The organism is Pseudooceanicola sp. HF7 (assembly GCF_011806405.1).
In the GTDB taxonomy this organism is placed as follows: domain Bacteria; phylum Pseudomonadota; class Alphaproteobacteria; order Rhodobacterales; family Rhodobacteraceae; genus Pseudooceanicola.
The window spans coordinates 74139-97275 of sequence record NZ_JAATOW010000011.1; the positions used below are offsets into that span (position 1 = coordinate 74139).

The window sequence follows — 23137 nt, forward strand, 5'->3', positions numbered from 1 at the left end:
GCTCAGGGCAGGGGGATGCCAAGCCCATGCCGTCCTCCAAAGGTCACGACGGCTGCCACGATCAGCGGCAGGACGAGCAATAGGGGACGGCGTTCACCCAGCATGAGGGCCACGACGATACCGGCACCGGCGGCCCCGAAGAAGAAGCCGACTTGCGGCATCGCCCATAGCGCCGCTGCGCTGCTTGCGATGACGGCCAGGACGCGGCCAAGCCGGACGGGATTGCCAAGCGGGAAATCCTCGGAGCGCAGGCCCAGGACAAGGCGGAGCGCCACCACCGCCGCAAGCAGCCACAGCGCAAGGCGCGGAAAACTGCGCGCGTCCGGTCCGGAGGCGCCGAAGCCGAACACCTGGATCTGGCTATCAAGACTATAAAGCCCCCAGGCCGCTGCCGCCAGCAAAAGGCCGGTGGTCAGCGTCCGGAAGCCGGGGCGGGCGACCCCGCCCCCTTGGCCGTTGGTGCTCAATTTCCGAGATCCTTGGCGATCTCGCGGTAGGCGGCGAGGTTCTCCTGGATCGTCGCCGCGAGGTCTTCGCCCGACATGATCCGCACCGGTTGGCTGAGATCGGTCATGAAGGTCTTGAACTCATCCGACGAGGCCACCTCGGTGAAGGCGGATTCAAGCTTGGCGATGATCGCGGGATCGGTGCCCGCGGGGGCCATGATGCCGACGATCGAGGGGAATTCCGCGGCCAGTCCCGCCTCTTTCAGCGTCGGGGCATCGGGGAAGTCCGGGTCGTTCGTGCCGTCGAGCACGCCCAGAAGGCGCAGCTGACCGTCCTGCACGAGGTCGCGATAGGCCGGAACCAGTGCCGCGTCCACGTGGCCGCCCAGCACCGCCGCCGTCGCCTTGGAGGCGCCGTCGAAGGGCACGTGCTGCAGCATCGCGCCGGTGTCCTTGGCAACCGAGGCGAACGCCAGGTGCGCGCCGCCCATGGCGCCCGCGGTGCCATAGGTCACGGCGCCGGACTTGGCGTCCTCGATCAGCGCGTCGAGCGTGGCGTAGGGGCTGTCCGCCGGAACCACGACGCCGTGGAACGGGCCGGAGTAGTTCAGGATCGGGGTGAAGTCGGCCAGCGTGTCATAGCCTACATCGCGCAGCGCCGGAGTGACGAAGGACGGCGACGAGGTCGTCGCGATCAGCGTGTAGCCATCGGGCTCGGCCGATGCGACGGAGCGCATCGCATTGGTCCCGCTGGCGCCTGGCTGGTTTTCCACGACGATGGGTTGGCCGAGGATCTTTTCGGCCATTGTCGCCATCTGGCGCGCAGAGATATCGGTGGTGCCACCCGCCCCATAAGGGACGACAAGGGTTATCGGACGGGTCGGGTAATCCTGCTGCGCGACGGCGGCAAGCGGCGTGATCGCCATCCCGGCCAAAAGGGCCAAGGTCGAACGGCGTGTGTATCTCATGGTATCCTCCCAAGGGTCGAAAGTGCTGGCCGGTGGCTGCGGCGGTCGGCTGAAAACCTGTTGGCCGGTTGCGTAAAGGCACGGCTGACAGTCCGGCCTCCCACCGGATGCTCGATCATGACCTTTATTATTTTTTACTAAAAGCGCTAAAAATTTAAGCTTAGAAACAGATATTTTTCACCAGCCGTTCTGCCCACGTGCCGAACCGGAGGCGGAGAGATATCCTGCTTCCACCTCGACTACCTGTTGGCAAGTATCGAAGTCAGTCCTTGTCAGAGCCACCCCGCGCAGGCCATTGTCTGCGCAGAAGTACCATTCGTGCAAGGCGCAGCGAAGGGCCAAACAGCGGGGCCGACTCTCCTGCTGCGGATGAGACACCTTGCGCAGGTTCAGCGAGCCGCGATTGCGGCCCGCCGTCAATCTTACCATGCGTTGTATCCGAGGTATTTCCCGGACATCTCGATCTTGACCCGGTCGCCTTTCGGGTTCGCGACCCGCTCGACCGTCATGTCGAAGTCGATCGCGGACATGATGCCGTCGCCGAACTTTTCATGGATCAGTGCCTTGATGGTGGGACCGTAGACGCCAACGATCTCGTAGAGACGGTAGATGCAGGGGTCGGTCGGGACGGTCTGCTCCCAGATTTTGGTGGGGCTCTCGACCATGGCGTCGATGACCTCCTCCGGCAGGTCCAGCAGCGCGATGAGCGCCTTGGCCTTTTCTTCGGTGAAAGCATTCATGCCCATTGCGGCGGAATGCGTCCAGACCGGGGACATTCCGATCTTTTCGGCGATTTCTTCCCAGGTCAGACCGGCCTTTTTCTTGGCGCGGATTATCAGGACGGTGACGTCCTCCTTGGTGAGGTCTTCGGTCAGTGACAGATCTTTCATGGTAGTCCTCCGGGGTTGGGTCAGCCGACCATCTGGACGGCAAGCATAAGGCAGAGCACGGCGAGGATCGCCGAGACGGACTGCCAGAAACGGACGGGATTGCGTTCGGCCAAGGGCATGTGCCGCGTGGCGCTCCTGGTGGCGCCAGGGCGGGTGAGGTCAGTCACGAACTCCGACAACGCGTCGTAACGGCGCAAGGGATCGGGATGGGTGGCGCGACGCAGGGCCTCATCCATCCAGGCGGGCACAGGACTGTCGTCGTCACGGGCCGGAGAATAGGTCAGCCGCATCTGGTCCCGGCGATTGCTGATACGCGCGACCTGCGTGCCATAGGGCAGACGGCCGGTCAGCATTTCGTAGGCGATTGCGCCCAAGGCATATTGGTCCGAGCGCCAGCTAATCGGATCGCCTGAGAAATACTCAGGTGCGGTATATTGGTAGGTGCCCGGAAGCTCGCCCAGCATACCCGGGATCGCCTCCTCCACCCCGGCGACGGAGGTGGAGCCAAGGTCGATGATCTTCGCGGTCCCGCTGTGGTCGATCATGACGTTCTCGGGACGGAGATCCTGGTGCACCATCTCGCGCCGGTGAAATGCACGCAGACCGGCGGCGATCTGACCGATGATGTCGCGGACCTGATCGAGCGTCGGGCGGGGGTTATCCGTCATCCACTGGCGCAGGGTCACGCCCTCGACAAACTCGGACACGACATAGAGGGCGGTGCGCCTATCCGGCGTGTCGGCGGCGCGGAGCACATGCGACGAGCTGATCCGCCGGGCGATCCATTCCTCAAGCACGAAGCGGCGCAGATAGTCGGCGTCGAGGGCGGTATCGGTCGCGGGGATCTTCAGCGCGACCCGATGGCCGTCGGGCGCGGTGGCGAGGAAGACATGACTGCGCGCGGTCGCGTGGATCTGGCGTGCAATGCGGAAACCGTCGATCACGTCCCCGGACTTCGGCAGCGGCGGCACCGGCAGGCTCGGTGCGTCGATGTCCAGATCGACAGAGCCCGCTGGCAAGCTGTCGATGCGGACGATCTGAACCGTGAGATTGTCCTGGCTTCCAGCTCCGCGCGCCGCATCGGCCAGATAGCGGGCAGCATCGTCGAGGGTCGATGCCTCCAAAGCCTCCCGCAAGGTCGTAGCGGTTATGAATTCGTGCACGCCATCGGTGGTCAGGAGGAAGATGTCACCCTGCTTCAGCGGCACGCGGCTGTAGTCGATGTCGACGGTCTGCTCCGCGCCCATGGCACGGCCGAGATAGCTTTCCTTGGCGGAGAGGGTGACACGGTGATCTTCGGTCAGTGGCTCAAGGCTTGCGCCGGTGAGGCGACTGATGCGGCTGTCGCCCACATGGCAAATATGGCCTTCGCGTCCTTTTAGGATCAGCGCCGAGAGGGTGCAGACGCGGCCCGCATTCACATCCTCGACCGAGGTGTTCTGGGCATGAAGCCAGGCATTGGTGGCAGCGATCACCCGGGTTGCGGCGGTTCTGACCGTCCAAGCATCCGGGGTCGTGTAGTAATCTGCAAGGAGGGCTTTGACCGCCGTCTCTGCCGCTTCGCGGCTGACCTTCGAGGATGAAATCCCGTCGGCGACGGCAAGGGTTATGCCCTTCAGTGCGAGGCTTGGACCCTCAGGGATCAGCGCGCCGTGGAAATCCTGATTTTCCGGTTTGGCGCCAGCATCGGAACACTGGCCGATCGTAACCGCAAGGGTCGCGGGGGCATTGGTATCCTTGGGCATAGCTCTCTCCGGTACGGGAAATGGCCCCGCTTGCGCGGGGCCAGGTCAAAGAGGTTTATTCCGCAGGGACGCCTGCGCCGTCGTCGTTACGGTGGGCGTTGCGCTTCGGGCTTTCGCGGAAGTGCGTTGCGTAGATCATGCCGCCGACAAAGGTCAGGCCACCGACGAGGTTACCCAGAACGACGGGGATTTCGTTATACATGAAGTAGTCTGCCCAGGTGAACTGACCGCCCAGCATGATGCCCGAGGGGAACAGGAACATGTTCACGATCGAGTGCTCGAAGCCGAGGTAGAAGAAGACCAGGATCGGCATCCACATCGCCATGATCTTGCCCGAGGTGGAGGTGGACATCATCGCGGCAACGACGCCGGTCGAAACCATCCAGTTGCACAGGATTGCGCGGACAAAGACGGTCAGCAGACCTGCGCCGCCGGCGGCGGCATAGCCAAGGGTCCGGGCTTCGCCGATGGAGCCGATTTTCTGGCCGACGGCGTTCGGTTCAGCCGAGAAGCCCGTGGTGAAGACGACGGCCATCAGGATGGCGGTGGTCATGGCGCCGGCGAAGTTGCCGGTGAAGACGAGGCCCCAGTTGCGGAGCACGCCGCCCCAGGTGCAGCCGGAACGCTTTGCGATGACGGCCAGCGGGGCCAGCGTGAAGACGCCGGTCAGCAGGTCGAAGCCCATGAGGTAGAGCAGGCAGAAGCCGACCGGGAAGAGCAGCGAGGCCACGAGGAAGTTGCCGGTGTTGACAGCGATGGTCACGGCGAAAGCTGCCGCGAGGGCCAGGATGGCGCCGGCCATGAAGGCGCGGATCAGGGTGTCCTTGGTGGACATGAAGATTTTGGATTCGCCGGCGTCGACCATTTTGACCGCGAATTCCTTGGGAGTAACATACGACATTTCTCGCATTCCTTTCAGAGAGTTGCAGGGCCTGAGGTCAGGCGCCGGGTTTCAAGTTCAGGTAGATGTCCCGACCGTCGAGATGGACAGGGAAGGTTGCGGACCGGCCCTCATCGGCGCCCTGCGCCGAGCCTGTGGAGAGCGAGATGACCCAGTTGTGCAGGGGGCAGGTCACGCAACCTTCGTGCACGATCCCCTGGCTAAGCGGCCCGTTCTTGTGCGGACAGTTGTCTTCGAGAGCGAAGATTTCGTCGGCGGCGGTGCGGAAGACGGCGATCCTGGTGTCGCCGTTCTCGACGCAGCGGGCGCCCTGTTGCGGGATGTCGTCGATGGTGCCGATAAGGCGCCAATCGAGATCATTCTGAGACATGGCATTCATTCTGCGGGCTCCATCTTTGTGGTTGCCGGCTTGCCGAAGACGGCCATCGGATTGAATTCGTGCTTGTCGACGCCAGAGACGCGCGCGGACCAGGGATCGGTCTGGGAGTTTTCCTGAGAGATGACGAAGCGGTCATAGTAGGCGCGGCGCCCGGTGAGATCGTCGAAGATCGCTGCCTTCACGGTGTCGTACCCGACCCGCTCGGCCCATTTGTAGATCCGCTCAAGGTAGAAACCCTGTTCGCGATACATTTGGGTCAAGGCACCCGCGATCTCGAGTACCTCTTCCTCGGTCTTCACGGTGCCCAGCTTCGTCGTGCCCTGGATATGCAGGCCCGCCGCGCCGCCGTAAACGATCTGGTAGCCGCTCTCGACGCAGATGACGCCGATGTCCTTGCAGGTGGCTTCCGCGCAATTGCGCGGGCAGCCGGTGACCGCCAGCTTGACCTTCGCGGGCGTCCAGGAGCCCCAAAGGAACTTCTCGAGCTTGATGCCGAGGCCGGTGCTGTCCTGCGTTCCGAAGCGGCACCAGGTCGAGCCCACGCAGGTCTTAACCGTGCGCAGACCCTTGGCATAGGCGTGTCCGGAAACGAGGCCCGCATCGTTCAGGTCGGACCAGACCGCCGGCAGGTCTTCCTTCTTGATGCCCAGCAGGTCGATCCGCTGACCACCCGTGACCTTCACGTCCGGAATGTTGAACTTGTCGACGACATTGGCGATGGCCCGCAGCTCATCGGCAGAGGTCATGCCACCCCACATCCGCGGAACAACGGAATAGGTGCCGTCCTTCTGGATGTTCGCGTGGACGCGTTCGTTGATGAAGCGCGACTGCTGGTCGTCCTTGTATTCGGTCGGCCAGTCGGACAACAGGTAGTAGTTCAACGCCGGGCGGCACTTGGCGCAGCCGTTGGCGGTGGACCATTCCAGCTCCTGCATGACCGCCGGGATGGACTTCAGCTTCTTCGCGACGATAAGGCGACGGACCTCGCCGTGGCCCAGCGTGGTGCAGCCGCACATTCCCTCGGATTTCTTCTCGAAGCTGTCCCCAAGGGTCAGCGCGATCACGCTCTCGACCAGCCCGGTGCAGGTTCCGCAGGAGGCAGAAGCCTTGGTGTGTGCGCGAACCTCGGCCAGCGAGGTCAGGCCCTTCTCGTTGATCGCGTCGATGATCTTGCCCTTGCAGATGCCGTTGCAGCCGCAGATTTCCGCATTGCTCGACAGGTTGGCCACGGCGGCCAGCGGATCGGCGGCAACGCCGCCTCCCTGGTGCGCCTGACCGAAGATGAGCGTATCGCGCAGCGCGCTGACATCTTCGCCCGATTTCAGGAACTCGTTGAACCACATGCCATCGGCCACATCGCCGTAAAGCACGGCGCCGATCACGCGGTTGTTCTTCAGGGTGACCCGCTTGTAGCTGCCACGCGCGGCGTCTCGTAGGACGACATCCTCGCGGTCAGGCCCGTCTTGAAAATCACCGACGGAATAGAGGTTGATCCCGGTCACCTTCAGCTTGGTCGGCGTCTCGGCATGGGCAAAGGCGGCGGCGTCCCCGGTCAGGGTTGCCGCGGCGACCTTCGCCATCTGGTAGAGCGGTGCGACCAAGCCGTAGACGAACCCGCCCACCTCGACACATTCGCCGACCGACAGGATGTCTGGATCGGAGGTGCGCATCTGCGCGTCGGTGACAATGCCGCGACCGACCTCCAGCCCGGCCTGAGCCGCCAGCGCGATGTTCGGGCGGATGCCGACAGCCATCACCACGAGGGAGGCGTCGATGACCTCGCCATCTTCCAGCTCGACACCTTCGACCTTGTCCATACCAAGGATCAGCTTGGTGTTGGCGCCGCAGCGGACGTCGATCCCGCGACCTTCCAGTTCCTTTTGGAGCAGGTAGCCTGCGGCCGGGTCCAGTTGGCGCTCCAGCAGGGTCGGCATGAGGTGCAGGACGGTGACGTCCATGCCCTGTGCCTTCAGACCGGCGGCTGCTTCCAGCCCCAGGAGGCCGCCGCCGATGACCACGGCGCGCCCACCCCGGGCCGCCGCAGCTGTCATGGTTTCGACATCGTCGAGATCGCGATAGGCGATCACGCCAGGCAGTTGATGACCCGGAACCTGGATGATGAAGGGGGTCGACCCGGTGGCGATGACAAGCTTGTCATAAGCGGCGGTGATACCGCCTTCGGAGGTAACGGTCTTAGCGTCACGGTCGATCTCGACGACCTTTTCGCCCCGGTGCAGGGCAATGCCGTTGTCCGCATACCAAGCGTCATCGTGGATGACGATGTCGTCGAAGCTCTTCTCGCCCCACAGGACCGGCGATAGCATGATGCGGTCGTAGTTCACCCGCGGTTCGGCGTTGAAGATGGTGACGTCGTAGGCGCCTTTCGCCTCGAACAGGTGTTCAAGCATCCGGCCGGGGGCCATGCCGTTTCCGACGATGACGAGCTTCTGCCTGGACATGACGTCCTCCGGTTCGCTGGTGCGGAACCGGGTGAGTCCGGGCCGCGGCGGTTTCTGTCAGGGAAGGCTGCAAGCCATGAGGCAAGGCGTATCCCGCGATCTGAAATTCAGAGCGTCGAGCAGCGCCATTGCTGCGTGGCCTATGGTCCGGGGACCGGTGGCCGATGTGACGGAAATCGCCGCGCCGTTGCGGCAGAGTGGAGGCGATGTAGCCTCACTTATGAATGCGGTAACTTAGAATATATTATTGGCACAATCCCTTTTTGCGCGAATAGCGATTTTTGCTATGGCAGAGAGGATTTGCCTTTTGAGCAGGCAGATTTTGTGGGCATCTTGCATAGGTTGCTCGCCTGATGAGCAGCTTTTAAACCATTCGCGAAGCCACGGTGCGTGCGTGACCAAGACCATCGGGCACACCTAAAGGTTGTCCGGGAGCATAGGTCCGGAAAGAGTCGTGCCAATTCGTGTTATCTTGCCGGGACGGCATCTTCCTGCGCGCGTGCGCCGCCAAGAAGGATCGACCAGAGGATCATCGCCTTCCATGAGGCGCGTCACTTCGCCGACCCAGATTTCCGCGCCTGGGCGACGCCGCCGGACCGCCCCCGGGTGCTCTTCTGCAGCCCGCCACCGATCAACTGGATCACGACCTTCATCAGGTTGCTTTGCGAAACGCCCCAGGCCCGGGGCATCCCGGAGATGGGCACCACGCGATCCTGATCGCGCTCCGAGATAGAGGCAGACCCGTAAGGCTTTATCGGTGAAGTTGGAGAGTTTCATAAGAAATCCAAGGCTATTATCGCTTCAAGCTAGAAGCAGATATAAAAAGCCATCAAGATCCCTGGACCGCGGTTTCATAGGAGGCTGCTCCGGGGGCCAACGACTTGAGGTATCGCAACATGAGAATGGCCGGGCCTTTGGTTCCCTGAGCCGCAACCGTTTCGGACAAGGCGCCGAGCGTAGTCGATACCTTTCGTTGCGGGTCTATGCTGAGAGACGCCACAATACCCATCAGCCTGGACCTGGACCGCTTTTTCGACGGCCATGAAAAGGCAATGTAAGTCCCCGGTCTGGAGAGGAGCGCACGATCCGGAGCGGCAAGTGCCTGTCGTGACGACGAAGGTATCGGTTTCGTCACGCTCGGTCAGCGATTGCCCAAGCGCCGCGGCGGTAGCTGAGGCTGCGATGATGCCGGGCAAGATTTCGACTTCGATACCAGCGGTTCCGGTAGCCGCAATCTAGTCGCAGGCGCGCCTTGCGGGCAACTTCTTCTCCCCCACCGCACAACACGACACGGCGACCCTCCATTCGGAGAAACATCGGAAAGTTCTTCATCGCGCAGCTTCGTAAACGGGAAATAGGCCGCCGACACCTACGTGTCGCCTGTCACGCAAAGTTGAGCAGCCTTGCCCAATAGCCCATCTTCGGGCAACAACTACGCCAGAGCTGTCTTGAGAAGATAATCTGCCGCTCTTCTTCGAGATTGGAGAAACATTCGACATTTCGGAATGATTTCATGTCCCAGCTGCGGCACCACAAATCTCATGTTTGAAGGTCGGCAAAGGGCCGCCCGTCGACAGACCCACTCACTTTAGCTGGCCGGCCGCCGCGCTGCCACAAATGGGCTTCGAGCCCATATCACCCAATGCTGCAGAGCGAGCCGATGACCGGTTCTAACCTTTCCGGCTCTTAAGCAAGTGCTCGGAAGTTCAAGAGGCCCGATACATCAGGACGCGGTTAGATCGGACGAAGCCAAACTTGCTATACAGTGCGGTGAGCGATTGCGCGTGCTCGGCTTCCGGCGTGATGACGAGATAGCTCTGGCGAACCCCGCTGTCGTCTGCCCATTCGAGCACAAGCTCTATCAATTGTCGCGCCAGGCCCTGGCCGCGGCGCTCGGGAACGACAAACAGATCCTCTATCTCTGCCGCCCAGCCAAACTCAACCCCGCAGGTTAAGCTCGCGGAAGCAAGCCCGATCGCCGACCCGTTAGCAGTCGCCACGAAAACGGACGCCCGATCATCCGCAAGCATCTGTCTCAAATTGGCTTCGATCTCGGGTCGCGCGATCTTGATGGCGTCCTCTGCAAAGAAACGCTCGTAGAGTGGAATGAGCTCCGGAATGTCGTTCAAACCGGCGCGCATGATGTTGAACGTTGAAGTCATTCTCAGCACCTTAAGGCGCGTTAATAATGTTGACCAGTTCTCGGTAATATCCGCCAAACACCACCTACAGGAACCGGACCTCTGCCACGGCTGCAGATAAGGCGTTCTTTGTCCCGCATCCCCGACCTCCAACCAGCCGATCGCGCTGCGCCTTGCATGAATGGCCGCTTCCGTGATGCTGCGGAGCAGCGGTGGCACTAAAGACTAACGGCAGGTGAGGGCCGCAAGCGACGGGGCACCTGACCAGAGCCTTTAGCCTGGCCCGCCGTATCGCCACACGTCTGCTCGGAGCCCATTGTGTCACAGCCGCGTCTCGATATTCTCGGCCCTAGCGACATCTCTGCAGAAGGACGGCGTCCATGTTTAGAACTGTGATCCTTGCTGCGGCAATGGCGAGCGCGCCGCCACTGATTGCGCAGGATAAACAAGTGCTTTCGCAGGCAACTACGGACGCGCTCGTCCATGTGGTTGCGCATGAGATCGGCCATGCGTTTCTAAGGGAGTTCGACCTTCCGATGATCGGGCCCGAAGAGGCGATCGTTGACGATTTCGCGACAGTCTACGTCCACCTGATGTTCCCCGAGCGTGTTGAGCAGATCGTCGCCGCCCGTGCGGATCAGAACCTCGCTGACGGAGAGGAGGCGGGGCGATTCAGCGAGTATCTTGACGACGATCAGCGGGCGGGACGCTCGGTCTGCCTTCTCTATGGTCTTGAGCCCGAGCGGTACGAGAGCCTCGTTGAGCGCTATGACATGAACGATGACGACGTGGCCGCTTGCCGGGATTTCGGCCCGGAGGTCGGGCGTGCCTGGCGACGTCTGCTCGATGCGCATCGTATGCCGGATCGCGCGAGGGTCACCGAAGTTCGTCTGATCGCGGATCAATTCCCTCTTTCCCAAATGATCGTCGACAGCGAGCTGAGCGCCATGGCCTACGATCTATTGTCGGAAATAGACTGGCACTCGCTAATCACATTGTCCTTGGAGCGCTGCGAGGGTGAAACTGGCTGGTCGAGAAATCAGCGCAAAATCACCATCTGCGATTCCTATGTCGAGCGTTTCGAGGAACAGTTGAGCGGCCACTGACCGATACGCGCCGGGTATCCTTGGAGGTCGGCTTCGTCCGCTCAGCAGACCCTGCGGCCCCGTTAGGGTTTGCGAGCGCGGCGAACGGCAGATTTGATGCGCTGCGCTGCAGCATTCTGATCCGAGGCCGAAGGTCGGCTCAGGGCTCGCAGCGACGCTTTCAAGGGACCAGACGCTTGACCCTGCGGAGCAGCGAAGGTTGGGAACGAGCCCTTTCACGACATTGATACTGCAGTATCGGAAAACATGATTTGTTGCGCGGAGCTCATTGAAGATTTCTTCTGGGGCAGTGGTCCTTATCTGGGAATGGCCTTTGGCAAGCAGAAGGAAACAAAGTGAGGAGAACTACGACGACAACGATTGCCCTATGTATAGCGACCACCGCATTCGCCGATGGAACAAGGGCGATACAGCACATTGAATGTGCCGCCTACGCCGAACTCAGCCGACTTCCGTTGGTACGCATCGAGGGCGCATCTCGCGCGAACGCTGATGCCGATCATTTGCGCGACGCGCACATGGCCGAGGCATTGAAGCTTGGAGCGCCACTGGTCGAAAAGGATTCCGGCTTTCCCGGGTTCATCAAGCCCCGACCAGTAGGAGGGTCGGCCGAGGCAGGCATCGGCTATTTCTTAGGGTCTGTTGTGAAGGCAGAGCAAGATCGTTTCGAGCTACTGCACGGTGCCCCACCGACCAGTGGCCAGTCCCTCGATGACCGCTTCGAACAACTCGCCGACTGGTACCGCCTACGCTCTGCGGAAATGACAAGTCGCTACGAAGTAGCCGGTTGCATTGACCTTTTCTGAGGCAAAAACGAACCGTTCACTGAACCCAACATTTGCGCAGTTGCAACGGAGGTCTGGAAGGTCCGCTCAGCAGGCCTTACGATCCCGCCAGGGTTCGCACGCGCTTCGAACGGCAGCTTTGACGGGCTGTGCTGCAGCAGTCTTATTCAGGGCTGAAAGTCGATTCAGGGCCGGCGTCGACGCAGGGTGCTGGTCGAGGTGGTCGGCGTAGGCAGCTGAAGAGCCGCATGACCGGTTTGTGCCCTATCCGGCTGTCGGCCCCAATGCCCACCGCCGCGTCCCAAAATCAGCTGTTGAAATTCTCCAACTGTCCTTGCCAGACAACCTATTTGCACTCGCCTACCGCTTGTTGGAGGCGGCCCATTCTCGTTGCAGCAATGCGTATTGCATGGTGTTCTCGTAGATAGGCTGGCCGGTATCGTCTTCTTGGAAGGAGATGTAGTTCAGAAACAGCCCCTCACGTCGCATTCCCAACCGCTCGCAGAGCTTCTGCGAGGGTAAGTTGTGATCTTCGACATAGGCATGGAGGCGGCGCATGCCCTGGGCCTGGAAGAGATCGGCAAACAGGGCATGCGCAGCCTCAAACGCATAGCCCTGTCCTGAAAACGCCGGTTTGAAGTTCCATCCAACCGAAACCGTGTCACCCTCGGGATGCGCGAAGAGGTCCCCGATGAGCTGGTCGCTTTCCTTAAGGCAGACGGCGATCTGGGAGTCGTCCGCGTCGCGCCGCTCGGCCTCGGGCAAGGCGGCGTCCATGTCCCGGAGGGTCAGCGACAGGAAGCAGCTCGCGACCGGAAATGCCAGATATGCCAGCAGCCCGCCCGCATCCTCGCGGCGCAAGTTTCGAAGAAGCAGGCGTTCGGTTTCGATCGGCTTAATGGATGTCCCTTTCGGCTCGGGGCTCAATGGTTCGGGGCATCGGCGGACTGGCGTTGCCCTGCAAGGGTAATCCAGACGGCCGCCGCCAGCGCCATGATCACGGTGGCTGCGCTGGTCAACAGGATGGCATGGGTCTGGCTGAAGGCCGCCCTACCAGCGGTGATCAGCGCCGCGCCCTGGTCATCGGGCAGCCCGGCGGCGACCATGTAGACGTCGCCGATGCTACGCGACGCAGCGGCGGCCAGATCGGAGGGCAACTCTGCCGGCATCTCAATGGCGCCTGCGAAGGTGCTGGCCATGAAGACGCCGAAGACGGTGATGCCAAGGCCCGTCCCAAGCTCGTATCCCGTGGCCTCCAGCGATCCCGCCGCGCCGCCGTCCTCGGCTTCGACGGCGCCCATGATCGCGATCGATGATGCGGTCAGCCCGATGCTGAGCGTCAGGCCCAGAAGGGCCAACACAGTGGGCACATGCCAGCCGGGATCGTGAAAATCCTGATACGCCAGAAATAGCAGCGACAGCGCTGCCATGGCAAGCGACAGGGCCGCCACCAGGCGCAGGCCAAAGCGGTTGGAGAGCCAGCCCGCGACCGGCCCGCCCACAGCCGCGGCCGCCATGATCGGCACCATGAACAACCCGGCCTCGAGCGGCGTCTTGCCCAGCACGTATTGCAGCTCCTGCGCCAGGGTCAGCTCGACCCCGGCCAAGGCACCGGAGGCCACCAGCGCCATCATCAACCCCGCAAGTATGGCGGGGCGCGACAGGAGCGATAGGTCCAGCATCGGCGCCGCCGCGCGCAGTTGCTGACGCACGAAAATCGCAAGAAGGGCCGCGCCGCCGGCAAGCACGGCTCCCGTCACCACGGGTGGATGCTTGGCGCCGAAGCCTGCCTTGATGCCATAGACCACCGCGATCATACCCGCGATCAGCAGCAGCGCCTGGCCGATGGGCCAGGGGCCCGGGGTTACGCGCTCGGCCCGGGGCAGCAGCAGAAAGCAGGCCGGGGCCACGAAAAGCATGACCGGCACATTGATGAGGAAGACCGACCCCCACCAGAAATGCTCCAGCAGCGCGCCGCCGATCACTGGACCCATGGCTGCGCCCGCTGCCCCGACTGTCCCCCAGAGGCCGAGCGCCATGGCCCGTTCGCCCGGATCCTCGAAGGTCTTGCGGATGAGCCCCAGCACACAGGGCATGATCATCGACCCGCCAAGCGCCAGCACGACGCGCGAGGCGATCAGCTGGGCCGGGCTTTGCGCGAAGGCTGCGAAGGCTGATGCGGCGGCGAAGACGACCAGCCCGCCCAACAGGATCCGCCTGTTGCCGACCCGGTCCGACAGTGTGCCCATCGGCACGAGCAACCCCGCCATCAGAAGCGGATAGATGTCGATGATCCAGAGCACCTCCGTCGAGGAGGCATGCAGGGCTTGGGTTAGGCTGGGCACCGCGACATGCAGTATGGTCATGTCCAGCACAACCGGGAGGAAGGCCAGCATCACCGCCAGCAGGACCAGCCAGCGCTTGGGGTCGAGAGGTGGGGTGGTCATGGCGCGCCTATTGAGTCTTCGGACAGGAGTTGATTTAAATACGTGCGTATGGAATTCAATGGGGCGGAGGGCAGCGATGGGCCGGACGGCGAAAATCACCCGCGACGGGCTGCTTAACGTGGCCGAGGGAATCGTGCGCAGCCGTGGCGGGGCAGCCCTGACCATCGGCGCGCTGGCGCGAGCGGCGGGCGTGTCCAAGGGCGGGGTGCAGTATTCCTTCGCCAGCAAGGACGCGATCGTGCGTGCGCTGATTGACCGCTGGACCGCGCAGTTCGACGATCTGTTGGGCGACCCGCCGCCTGACGATCCGGTGCGCTTCGTGCAGCGCTACATCGCGGCGACACGCGCCTCGCAACAGGCGCTTGACGCCAAGATGGCGGGCCTGCTGGTCAGCTATCTGGAGGATCCGGCAAACCTGCGGGAGACCCGTGACTGGTATCGAGGGGTCTTCGCCCGCCTGACCGGCGATGGACTAGAAGCCCGCGCCGCCCGCGTGGCTTTCCTGGCGGTCGAGGGCCTGTTTCTGATGCGGATTAACGGCTTGGACGATGAGAACAGCTGGTCGGACCTGATGGACGACGTCGAGGTGATCTTGCTGAAGTTGGTTGGAACACCGGAATAGTGAACCGTATCGACATGATCAGATATACTTGCCCTGCCTGATGGCACCCATGTCTGTCGTCAGGCAGGTCGAAGGCCGTTCCATTTCTCTGCGACTTAGGTCGTTTTGTCGTGGATGATCGATGTTTACACAGAGACTTTTGCGCATGTGTGTGGAGACTAAGTTGACCTCGATCCCATCGTCCGGGGCCTTATTCATCTTAAGCGCTACCGCACCGGAGGAGGGGGGATTGGCGTCAAGCGACCTTTCTACAAGCTTCATGCCGAGTGCAGCATGAACGGGAGGCTTCGACAGGCAGGGCGGGGAGCCGTTCTACGCCCCCTGGCGATCTCTGTGGCTGGTCATTTTCTTCAATCCGTTTCGTGAATGCCAAAAGCTCGGCGTGTTGCTGCTGAACAACGACCAGATGCCCTCGCCGTGACCTCCGTTCTGATGGACATTAAGCTGTGCCGGAATGCCCGCGTCGTGCCTGGCTGTGCAGAGCGTGGGCCTTCATTCCGCAGACAGGTATCATCAGCGGCGACCATCCTCGGCCGCAGCTGGTTCGCCTGCGAAGATCGGACTCTTCGCAGGCTGGTGCGTCTTTGCCCACCGCACCAGGACATTCATCTCCTGGTGCGGTGGGCATGTGCATGCCGTCTTCGGGTCAGGGCGGTTCAGAGGTGCGACAGTCCCGCCGGGTTGCAGCGGGATGACCTGATCAGCCATCGCTCCCATGGGTGCGAGGAGAGCGCAAAGCCTAAGACCTCAGAACCTCTTGCTGATGTTGAAGAGGATCTGCCGCTCGGCTCCGGGCACCACGCGACCTCCCATGTAGCCATACATCGGCAGGTCGTATTCCGTATCGAAGAGTTTCTTCACCGCCAATGCATAGGTCATGGCTCCCCGCGTATAGCTGGCCGAGGCGTTCACTGTGGCATAGCCAGCTGTCTGGTAGGTATTTACCTGATCGAGCGGGGAGGACGAGACCGCGTGCAGCCCGGCTCCTACGCGCCAGCCCTCGCCGTTGCCAGCCCGCGCATCGTAATCCACCCAGATGCCGCCGGAATGGCGCGGCACTCCGGGAAGCTTCGACCCGGCCGGTGCGCCCATCGGGATATCCGCGGTCAGCTCGGCATCGGTATAGGCGTAGTTCGCCATGACCTGCCAGGCGCCGCCCGGCTGCCAGACGGCGTCCAGCTCGACGCCCTGAGAGCGCTGCTGCCCTTCGGTTATGCTGGTCAGCATCATCGGATCATTGGGGTCGGTGACGGGCACATTCTCACGCTCGATCCGGAAGGCGGCGATGCTGCCCGACACGGTGCCTCCATCGTATTTCATGCCGATCTCGGCTTGGCGGGAAAATTCGGGCTTCGGCGTTGAGGAGTAGAAATAGAATGCATTGGCTTTCATTCCCTCGCTGTAGCTGGCAAAGGCCGACCATTGATCCGTGACGTCATAGACCGCGCCGATCCGGGGCAGCAGTTTCGTTTCTTCCAGCGTGTCGCGTCGGCCATAGCCCTCGGAATCGTAGATCGTCTCCAGGTGGGCTAAGCGCAGGCCGCCGAGGAGGTGCAGGCGCCCGACGGAAGATTGCATCTGCACGAAGGCCCCAGAGGTCGTGTAGGTCCCGTTGCCTTCGCCCATGGCCAGCGTCGAGGGCATGGTCCAAGCGGGCCATGCGCCCGGGTTCACCAGATCGTTGCTACCAGCGTAGTCCATATACATCAGCGAATAGTCTTCGATCCGGGAGTAATCCGCGCCGAAGAGCAGCACGTGGTCCCAGTTCCCGGCGCTGACATGCCCCTCGAAGGAGGTGTTGAAGCTGTATTCGGTCTGCTCGCCCGGTACGTAGGAATTGTAGAGGCTCCAGTCGGTCGGGCCCGCATCAGGTGCGTTCGACAGGATGATCTGGGTGATCTGCTCCACCTCGTTCTCGCCATACCGGACCTGAGTGCGATTGGACCACTGATCGTTGAAATCATGTTCAAGCGTGAAGGTCAGCTTGCGCGTTTCCGTGTGGCTGTCGGGAATGCCGGGATCGCCGATATAGAGATCTCGGTCGATGTGGAAATCCCCTGCCACCGTGCCGACCGCAGGCAGGCCCTGATATTCCTGCTGCTCCCAGCGGGACAGATACCCTTCAACCGTCAGGCGGGTATCCGTTCCATAGCCGAAGGTCAGCGAGGGGCTGAACGAATAGCGATGTGTCTTGATTACCTCCTGGTCGGCTTCGGACCAGACGTAACTGCCGTTCATGCGCAAGAGAACGGTGCCTGAGAGCTGTCGATTGATGTCGAACGACGGCTCAACGAAATTGTTTGTGCCATAGGTCAGGCCAAGCTCGGTGAAGTTTTCCGGCTTGGGCTTCTTGGTCACGATATTGACCAGACCGCCCAGGGGCGTGCCAATGCCGCCGCCGTAGAGGATGGCATTCGGCCCCTTCAGCACCTCAATCCGCTCGACACCTGCCATGGCGTTGGCGTCGCCCGTGTTGATGTAACTGGTCATGCCGTCCCGGTAGAATTCAGTGGGGAAGCCGCGCAGCAGGGTGGACTCGAAGGCAGGCGTTTGAAGCGGGATCGTGCCCTGGGCGCCGCTGACATTGCCAAGCGCCTCGGACATGGTGGTGACGGCCTGATCCTCCAGCAGCTCGGGCGAGAGGACCTGGACGGATTGGGGTGTCTGCTGAAGGGGCGTTGCCGTCCGCGTGGCGCTCGACACGGTATCTGCGCGGTAGCCATATATGACTGCGCCGTTATCCAGATCCTGAACGATGATCGGATCGAGAGTGGTGGTGCCGAGGTCCAAAGCCTCTTGGGCGAGCGTCGTCGTGGCGCACAGAGATGTGCTGGCGAGCAGGAGCCCGGCCAGTTTCAGGGGATGTTTCATGGAGGTTCCGAAATAAGCAAGGCACGTTGGCGGACGTCGTCAAGCCGCCGAAATGCCGTGGAAAGGTAAACCCGGACGTGACGCACCGCGTCCGGTATTGCCGTTTCAGATCATTTCAGGAGGGGCGCGAGGGGCATGGGAGTGGTCTCGTGCCTGCGCCTTGCGGTAAAGATCTGCGCTTTCCTTCCAGCCGGTGTTGGGAATGAAAACGCGCCAGATGCCGACAGGGGCCGGTAAGGGGGGCTCCGAGGTCAGATGACAGAATGGGCAGTGATGCTCATGTCCGAGGTGGTCACCGCAGATGTCGTCAAGCGAGAGCCCAAGCGCAGCGATTTCCGCACGGATGACTGTGTTCTCATCAGGGGCCATCATCCGGGCCGACGTAACACTTCCGACTGCCAAAAGCAGAACGGCAAGCAGTGTGATTACGATATGACGCGCGCGAGAGCCCATGACTGCCCGATACAAGCCCACCGCACATCTCGCTATCGCTTTCAGGTGCTGATGGCATGGGATGCGACGAATAACCTCGTCTTCCATTCCTGAAGAGCGTTATTAAGCAGCAGTATCAAGCTCTTCGGTGAGCGCATCATGTGACACGCCCCCAATCGCCAGAATGGGCCGAGGGTCTCGGCCTGGGTTCTACTATAGAAGGGGTCGGGACGACGACCTTCAGGGGCGGCGCTAGAGCCGACTGCAAAGTTCGGGACCTTCGCAAGCGTCGGCCAAACGGGTGGCGAGCATGCCTCACTCTCGGCGCAGAAGCCTTGTGTTCCATATGCCAAGCGTGATGGCGTAACTTTCGAACGTTGCCCGCTACGAAGGGGCCGTGACCGAACCCATTCCTGCAGTCTGGCCTGTGTATCATGTCACGTATGCAGAAAATTTGGATGCTTCGGAATTGGGCCTATATTCAGATCACACAATTAAACGCGAAGGAGGCTTCTACATGGCCACCACCGGAAAACAACTCTTCACCACGCTCGAGGCCGACGGCACACTGACCGTCGCGCTTGAGGACGTCGTATTTGACGACCCCACCAAAGATCAGGTGCTGGTGCGGATGGAAGCCGCGCCGATCAACCCGTCTGACCTTGCCATTCTCGTCGGCGGTGCCGACATGGAAAACGCAGAATATACGCCAGGCAGGTTCGTGGCCCGGATGCCCGAGGCGGCGAATGCCGCGTCAACGGCTCGTCACGGATTGAAACTGCCCGCTGGCAATGAAGGGGCCGGTACGGTCATTGCCGCTGGCGACAGCGACGCTGCTCAGGCGCTGATGGGGCAGCGGGTCTCCTGCGTACCGGGCAACGCCTACAGCCAGTATTGCCTTGCCGACGCGAACATGTGCCTTCCCCTGGGAGAGCATTCCGCCGAAGAAGGCGCCAGCGCCTTCGTCAACCCGATGACCGCGCTCGGCTTCGTTGAGAATGCCAAGGCCGACGGACAGGAGGCCATCCTGCACACCGTCGGGGCCTCAAATCTTGGCCAGATGCTGACGCGCATCTGCGCAGAGGACGGCATCGGGCTGGTGAACATCGTGCGAAAGAGCGACCAAGTGGAGCTGCTGAAGGGGATCGGCGCCGAGCATGTGGTCAACTCCTCCGATGACGACTTCATGGACCAGCTGGCCGAGGCCATTCGTGCCACCGGAGCCTTCTATGGCTACGATCCCGTTGGGGGCGGCAAGCTGGTTGATAGCGCGTTCCGGGCGATGGAGCGGGTCGCAAGGGAGCAGATGGACGAATATTCGCGCTACGGATCGAACCAGCCGAAACGCATGTTCATTTACGGTCGCCTCGACACCAGCCCCACCATCCTGACAGCCAGCTACGGGTTCGGCTGGACGCTGTCGGGTTGGCTGCTGTTCCCCTTCCTTCAATCGGTTGGGCAGGAAACCATGGGGCGGATGCGTCAACGTGTGCGTGACAACCTCACGACCACCTTCGCCAGCAGCTACAAGTCCAAGGTCACGCTTGAGGAAATGCTGACCAAGGATGCCGTGCTGGACTACAGCGCCATGCGCACGGGTGAGAAATACCTGGTCACGCCCTGGGCCTGATCCGCAGGGTAGAGAAGGCGCCGCCCGTTGCAGGGCGGCGCCACCTGAGTTTACAGAAGTTCGAGAACCTTCTTCGCCGCAGCCTCTGACGAGGCCGGGTTCTGACCGGTCACCAGCCGGCCATCGGCCACGGCATGAGGCTGCCAGTCGCCGACGCTCTCGAATTCGGCCCCGAGCTCGCGCAGCTTGGTTTCCAGCAGGAAGGGCACCGCCTTCGTCAGGCCAACGGCCTCTTCCTCGCTGTCGGTGAAGGCCGTGACCTTGCGCCCCTTCACGATGGGATCGCCATTCGCATCCACGACATTCGCAAAGGCCGCAGGGCCATGACAGACCGAGGCGACGATCTTGCCGCTGTCCCAGGCATTGCCGATGACCTTTGCCGCCTCCGCGCTCTCCGCGAGATCGAACATCGCACCATGACCACCCGGAATGTAGAGCACGTCGTAAGCGGTTACGTCTTCGTCCTCAAGGCGGCCGGGCTTGGCCAGAAGCGCCGTTGCCTCCGCATCTTCCCGGAACCTGGTGACCGAGGCCGGGGCCTCGTCTCCGGTCACGTCGGAATTCGGGTCGATGGGAACAGGCTTGCCGCCCAGCGTCACCAGCGTGACCTCGTGACCCGAATCAAGGAAGGCGTAATACGGGCTTGCCAGCTCTTCGTACCAGACGCCGGTGGGGTTGCCGGTGTCGCCAAGGGCATCGGCCGCAGTTGAAAGGATCAGAATACGTGCCATTTTCAGGTCTCCTTGCGTTATCTGGAACGTCCTGCAAGCGTCACTGCAGGAACGTCTTGAGGCTGATATGGGATGAAATCACCAATCGAGAAATTGATGCGCAGCATGTCAGATATCGATAAGCTGGATAAGTGACCGCCGATATCTCTCTCCTTCGCGTCTTCCACGCCGTGATGGAAGAACGCAATGTCACTGCCGCGGCGCGTCGCCTCGGCCAGTCGCAAAGCACCGTCAGCGCGGCGCTTGCGCGGCTGCGGGTCGCCCTTGGGGATGAGCTTTTCCTGCGGGCTAGGTACGGCGTCGAACCGACCGAGAAGGCATTGCAGATCGCGCCGGACATCGCTGCCGGGCTGGATCGGCTGGAACGGGCGTTCCGCGACGCAGAGCCTTTCGATCCGGCGCAAAGCACGCGGCGCTTCCGGCTTTTGCTGGGCCCCTACGCAGAGGTCGTGCTCGCTCCGCCTCTGGCTGCAGCCTTTGCGCGGCTCGCGCCCCAGGCGGAGCTCGAGATCGCGCCGATCGGCCCGGACCTGGATCCACGTTCGCTTGCCGGGCAAACCTTCGATCTCGCCATCGGCCGGTTCTCCCCTCCACCGGAGGACCTGGTTGTCTCGGAACTTTTCAGTGACGGGTTCCGCTGCATCGTTGCGCCGGAGGTTTTGGCAGAGGGCGCGACCCTGACCCGAGACCTTTATGAACGACTTCCGCATGTGGTGGTGGCGCCGCCCGGCAAGTGGCGCACTGGAGTTCACAAGCTGACCGCAGACACAGGCTTGCGGCGCAACACCGTGGTGATTGTCTCGCACTTCATGACGGCAGCGCCGACAGTCGCCGGCATCGGAGGTATCGCCACTGTCCCTGCACGCATCGCGGCCATGGTCGCTGACCCTTACGGGCTTCGAGACATGCCGGTGCCATTGAACCTGGGCACGTTCCCGACGGAGGTCGCATGGCACCCCCACAACCGGACCGACGCGCGCCATATCTGGCTGCGCGGCCTTCTGAGCACCATCGCGGCTGCGGAAAAGAAAAGATCCCGAGGCGCGGGATGAGCAGGTGATTTGCAGCTATCTGCGCTTCGCCAGCCTCAATGCGGGGGAGTATGGCTTTGGTCGTAAGCGCGGCGTTGAATGTCCGATCCAAGGAAACGGCATCTGAGACGCCGCACCTGCCGCCAAGTGATCCCCGCCTTCCGCGAATGTCTCGGCATGGGCCGGGAGTGATCATCCTCTGCGAACGGCAAGTACGTTCGGGATTGACCGTAGTTCCGACGATCCGGTTACCTTTTGACGCTCCGCTCCGCCCATGGCGGCTCTAAGCCCATCCATGCCGACATGCTGTGAAGCGTCGACTGACCGCTTGTTTTAACTGAACCGATTGCGCCAAATTTCACACCGTTGCGCATCCCGCGCGTCGTAGGCCTCCAGGGCTTCCGAAGGCGTGAGAGCAAACTGTTCTTCACGATCTTCACCCAGAGCTGTCAGACGCATTGAGTACCATGCCGTGACACCTCCGCGCGGCGGGACATCGAATTTCGGGAAGTCAGGATCACCGCCCGCGTCGCTCAACCACGTTTTGGCGAGAGATGCATTCAGCACCATTGCACGGGCAAGACTGATCGTATCGGCAGACCCTTCCGCCAAGACTTTCGACGCTTGATCCCTTGTCTCAAATCCGCCTGTCAGCATGATCGGAATGGACGTCGTCTTCTTTGCCTGTCTGGCGAAGTCGATGAAGTAGGGGCCGGAAGACGATCCGCCTTCTGAGCTTGACGTCGCGCCGGGGAAGTAGGTGCCTCCGCTGATGTCGATCAAGTCCACCGATGTCTTGTCGAGCAATTGAACTACCCGCAGCGCATCGACAGCCGTCAGGCCGCCTTCAAGCTTGTCGGTTGCGTTGATCCGGATGCCGATCGGATAAGCGAGTCCGACAGCCCGACGCACCGCCTCGATAACCTCCTCTACAATGCGGAAACGTCTCTCTACCGTGCCGCCGTAGGCATCTGTTCGATGATTGAACAATGGCGACAGAAATTGGCTGAACAGAAACCCATGACCGGCATGAATCTGTACGCCACCAAAACCAACTTTCTTTGCGAGGCCCGCCGCTTGTGCGTAAAGCTGGGGCAGTTCTTGTATGTCTTCCAATGACATGCCGTCACAGCGAAGCCCTTCGACATCAAGGGCAGAGGGTCCTTTGGGATCGCTGATCGGCGCGTGCGCCAATGCTCCTGCGTGCCCCAGCTGTGGCCAGATATGTGAACCGTTGGCCGATCCGCGTGTGGCCAGTGCTGTCAGTGCAGCCAGGTCGGCGTTTGGCGTCAGCACAAGATTGCCGGGTTTTTCCGGATAATGCGGACTTGTCTGAACCTCACCGATCAGCGACAGCGCTGCACCTCCTTCGGCCCATCTCTCATACAAGCGCATTTGCGCTTCGGTGGGATTTCCCGCGCCGTCACCAAGGGCATCGGACATGGCAGACTTCACAATACGGTTCTTCAGGCTCACACCGCATGGCAGGTCCAAGGGCTGGCCAAGCAGGGTCTTTGCGTCATTGCCAATCTTGTTCATGTCCACTCTCCATC

General features: G+C 61.7%; 20 protein-coding genes. 6 read left to right on the top strand and 14 right to left on the bottom strand.

Features of this window, described 5'->3' with window-relative positions; all coding sequences use genetic code 11:
- Positions 1 to 2 precede the first annotated feature (2 nt).
- The 9 genes from HCZ97_RS08580 to HCZ97_RS08620 all read right to left on the bottom strand — a co-directional run bounded on the left by HCZ97_RS08580 (position 3) and on the right by HCZ97_RS08620 (position 9950).
- Positions 3 to 467 (bottom strand): tripartite tricarboxylate transporter TctB family protein, encoded by a 465-nt coding sequence (locus HCZ97_RS08580; RefSeq protein ID WP_167688288.1) that lies wholly within the window; start codon positions 465 to 467, stop codon positions 3 to 5.
- On the bottom strand, positions 464 to 1414 hold the full coding sequence (locus HCZ97_RS08585; protein WP_167688289.1) for a tripartite tricarboxylate transporter substrate binding protein: 951 nt from the start codon (positions 1412 to 1414) through the stop codon (positions 464 to 466). Before HCZ97_RS08585 ends, HCZ97_RS08580 begins: the two co-directional genes overlap by 4 nt.
- 422 nt (positions 1415 to 1836) lie before the next feature.
- The gene (gene cynS, locus HCZ97_RS08590; RefSeq protein WP_167688290.1) at positions 1837 to 2304 is read right to left on the bottom strand and encodes a cyanase; all 468 of its coding nucleotides are present in this window, start codon (positions 2302 to 2304) and stop codon (positions 1837 to 1839) included.
- A gap of 20 nt (positions 2305 to 2324) precedes the next feature.
- Entirely contained in the window at positions 2325 to 4049 is a 1725-nt protein-coding gene (locus HCZ97_RS08595) for a bifunctional protein-serine/threonine kinase/phosphatase (protein ID WP_167688291.1), read from the bottom strand.
- Between the two features lie 55 nt (positions 4050 to 4104).
- The gene (locus HCZ97_RS08600) at positions 4105 to 4950 is read right to left on the bottom strand and encodes a formate/nitrite transporter family protein (protein WP_167688292.1); all 846 of its coding nucleotides are present in this window, start codon (positions 4948 to 4950) and stop codon (positions 4105 to 4107) included.
- A 37-nt stretch (positions 4951 to 4987) separates the two neighbouring features.
- On the bottom strand, positions 4988 to 5320 hold the full coding sequence (nirD, locus tag HCZ97_RS08605; protein ID WP_217701756.1) for a nitrite reductase small subunit NirD: 333 nt from the start codon (positions 5318 to 5320) through the stop codon (positions 4988 to 4990).
- 5 nt (positions 5321 to 5325) lie between these two features.
- Positions 5326 to 7788 (bottom strand): nitrite reductase large subunit NirB, encoded by a 2463-nt coding sequence (nirB, locus tag HCZ97_RS08610; protein WP_167688294.1) that lies wholly within the window; start codon positions 7786 to 7788, stop codon positions 5326 to 5328.
- Between the two features lie 851 nt (positions 7789 to 8639).
- The gene (locus tag HCZ97_RS08615) at positions 8640 to 8984 is read right to left on the bottom strand and encodes a hypothetical protein (protein WP_175581672.1); all 345 of its coding nucleotides are present in this window, start codon (positions 8982 to 8984) and stop codon (positions 8640 to 8642) included.
- Positions 8985 to 9494: 510 nt separating this feature from the next.
- On the bottom strand, positions 9495 to 9950 hold the full coding sequence (locus HCZ97_RS08620) for a GNAT family N-acetyltransferase (RefSeq protein WP_167688295.1): 456 nt from the start codon (positions 9948 to 9950) through the stop codon (positions 9495 to 9497).
- A gap of 359 nt (positions 9951 to 10309) precedes the next feature.
- On the opposite strand from HCZ97_RS08620, the gene HCZ97_RS08625 reads away from it, so the two are divergent.
- Positions 10310 to 11035 carry a DUF4344 domain-containing metallopeptidase gene (locus tag HCZ97_RS08625; protein ID WP_167688296.1) on the top strand — a complete coding sequence of 242 codons (726 nt, stop codon included), beginning with the start codon at positions 10310 to 10312 and terminating at the stop codon, positions 11033 to 11035.
- Between the two features lie 455 nt (positions 11036 to 11490).
- Entirely contained in the window at positions 11491 to 11841 is a 351-nt protein-coding gene (locus HCZ97_RS08630; RefSeq protein ID WP_167688297.1) for a hypothetical protein, read from the top strand.
- 339 nt (positions 11842 to 12180) lie between these two features.
- Here HCZ97_RS08630 and HCZ97_RS08635 read toward each other — a convergent pair whose 3' ends face one another.
- Together HCZ97_RS08635 and HCZ97_RS08640 are read right to left on the bottom strand one after the other, a co-directional pair.
- Positions 12181 to 12747 (bottom strand): GNAT family N-acetyltransferase, encoded by a 567-nt coding sequence (locus tag HCZ97_RS08635; RefSeq protein WP_175581673.1) that lies wholly within the window; start codon positions 12745 to 12747, stop codon positions 12181 to 12183.
- Positions 12744 to 14267 (bottom strand): MFS transporter, encoded by a 1524-nt coding sequence (locus tag HCZ97_RS08640; protein ID WP_167688298.1) that lies wholly within the window; start codon positions 14265 to 14267, stop codon positions 12744 to 12746. The genes HCZ97_RS08635 and HCZ97_RS08640 overlap by 4 nt, the downstream gene beginning before the upstream one ends.
- A gap of 76 nt (positions 14268 to 14343) precedes the next feature.
- Here HCZ97_RS08640 and HCZ97_RS08645 point away from each other — a divergent pair, with 76 nt between their 5' ends.
- On the top strand, positions 14344 to 14889 hold the full coding sequence (locus HCZ97_RS08645; RefSeq protein ID WP_167688299.1) for a TetR/AcrR family transcriptional regulator: 546 nt from the start codon (positions 14344 to 14346) through the stop codon (positions 14887 to 14889).
- Between the two features lie 747 nt (positions 14890 to 15636).
- Here HCZ97_RS08645 and HCZ97_RS08650 read toward each other — a convergent pair.
- Positions 15637 to 17760 (bottom strand): TonB-dependent siderophore receptor, encoded by a 2124-nt coding sequence (locus HCZ97_RS08650; RefSeq protein ID WP_167688300.1) that lies wholly within the window; start codon positions 17758 to 17760, stop codon positions 15637 to 15639.
- 279 nt (positions 17761 to 18039) lie between these two features.
- Here HCZ97_RS08650 and HCZ97_RS08655 point away from each other — a divergent pair, with 279 nt between their 5' ends.
- Complete coding sequence (locus tag HCZ97_RS08655) at positions 18040 to 18306, top strand: hypothetical protein (RefSeq protein ID WP_217701754.1); 267 nt, start codon at positions 18040 to 18042, stop codon at positions 18304 to 18306.
- A gap of 403 nt (positions 18307 to 18709) precedes the next feature.
- Positions 18710 to 19822: a zinc-binding dehydrogenase gene (locus HCZ97_RS08660; protein WP_167688302.1), complete on the top strand. Its 1113-nt coding sequence runs from the start codon at positions 18710 to 18712 to the stop codon at positions 19820 to 19822.
- Positions 19823 to 19872: 50 nt separating this feature from the next.
- Here the strand turns inward: HCZ97_RS08660 and HCZ97_RS08665 are convergent, their stop codons facing one another.
- The gene (locus tag HCZ97_RS08665; RefSeq protein ID WP_167688303.1) at positions 19873 to 20553 is read right to left on the bottom strand and encodes a type 1 glutamine amidotransferase domain-containing protein; all 681 of its coding nucleotides are present in this window, start codon (positions 20551 to 20553) and stop codon (positions 19873 to 19875) included.
- 131 nt (positions 20554 to 20684) lie between these two features.
- Between HCZ97_RS08665 and HCZ97_RS08670 the strand changes: the two genes are divergently transcribed.
- Positions 20685 to 21605, top strand: coding sequence for a LysR family transcriptional regulator (locus tag HCZ97_RS08670; RefSeq protein WP_167688304.1), 921 nt, complete (start codon positions 20685 to 20687; stop codon positions 21603 to 21605).
- Positions 21606 to 21917: 312 nt separating this feature from the next.
- On the opposite strand, the gene HCZ97_RS08675 is transcribed toward HCZ97_RS08670, so the two are convergent.
- The gene (locus tag HCZ97_RS08675; protein ID WP_167688305.1) at positions 21918 to 23123 is read right to left on the bottom strand and encodes an oxidoreductase; all 1206 of its coding nucleotides are present in this window, start codon (positions 23121 to 23123) and stop codon (positions 21918 to 21920) included.
- Positions 23124 to 23137: the final 14 nt, after the last annotated feature.

What these genes read in the sequence shown, in the direction of transcription:
- HCZ97_RS08675 (WP_167688305.1), bottom strand. Translation starts at nt 23,123, where the DNA reads ATGAACAAGATTGGCAATGACGCAAAGACCCTGCTTGGCCAGCCCTTG.
- HCZ97_RS08665 (WP_167688303.1), bottom strand. Translation starts at nt 20,553, where the DNA reads ATGGCACGTATTCTGATCCTTTCAACTGCGGCCGATGCCCTTGGCGAC.
- HCZ97_RS08585 (WP_167688289.1), bottom strand. Translation starts at nt 1,414, where the DNA reads ATGAGATACACACGCCGTTCGACCTTGGCCCTTTTGGCCGGGATGGCG.
- HCZ97_RS08650 (WP_167688300.1), bottom strand. Translation starts at nt 17,760, where the DNA reads ATGAAACATCCCCTGAAACTGGCCGGGCTCCTGCTCGCCAGCACATCT.
- nirD (WP_217701756.1), bottom strand. Translation starts at nt 5,320, where the DNA reads ATGTCTCAGAATGATCTCGATTGGCGCCTTATCGGCACCATCGACGAC.
- HCZ97_RS08595 (WP_167688291.1), bottom strand. Translation starts at nt 4,049, where the DNA reads ATGCCCAAGGATACCAATGCCCCCGCGACCCTTGCGGTTACGATCGGC.
- HCZ97_RS08620 (WP_167688295.1), bottom strand. Translation starts at nt 9,950, where the DNA reads ATGACTTCAACGTTCAACATCATGCGCGCCGGTTTGAACGACATTCCG.
- HCZ97_RS08625 (WP_167688296.1), top strand. Translation starts at nt 10,310, where the DNA reads ATGTTTAGAACTGTGATCCTTGCTGCGGCAATGGCGAGCGCGCCGCCA.
- HCZ97_RS08640 (WP_167688298.1), bottom strand. Translation starts at nt 14,267, where the DNA reads ATGACCACCCCACCTCTCGACCCCAAGCGCTGGCTGGTCCTGCTGGCG.
- HCZ97_RS08660 (WP_167688302.1), top strand. Translation starts at nt 18,710, where the DNA reads ATGGCCACCACCGGAAAACAACTCTTCACCACGCTCGAGGCCGACGGC.
- HCZ97_RS08645 (WP_167688299.1), top strand. Translation starts at nt 14,344, where the DNA reads ATGGGCCGGACGGCGAAAATCACCCGCGACGGGCTGCTTAACGTGGCC.
- HCZ97_RS08600 (WP_167688292.1), bottom strand. Translation starts at nt 4,950, where the DNA reads ATGTCGTATGTTACTCCCAAGGAATTCGCGGTCAAAATGGTCGACGCC.
- nirB (WP_167688294.1), bottom strand. Translation starts at nt 7,788, where the DNA reads ATGTCCAGGCAGAAGCTCGTCATCGTCGGAAACGGCATGGCCCCCGGC.
- cynS (WP_167688290.1), bottom strand. Translation starts at nt 2,304, where the DNA reads ATGAAAGATCTGTCACTGACCGAAGACCTCACCAAGGAGGACGTCACC.
- HCZ97_RS08655 (WP_217701754.1), top strand. Translation starts at nt 18,040, where the DNA reads ATGTCCGAGGTGGTCACCGCAGATGTCGTCAAGCGAGAGCCCAAGCGC.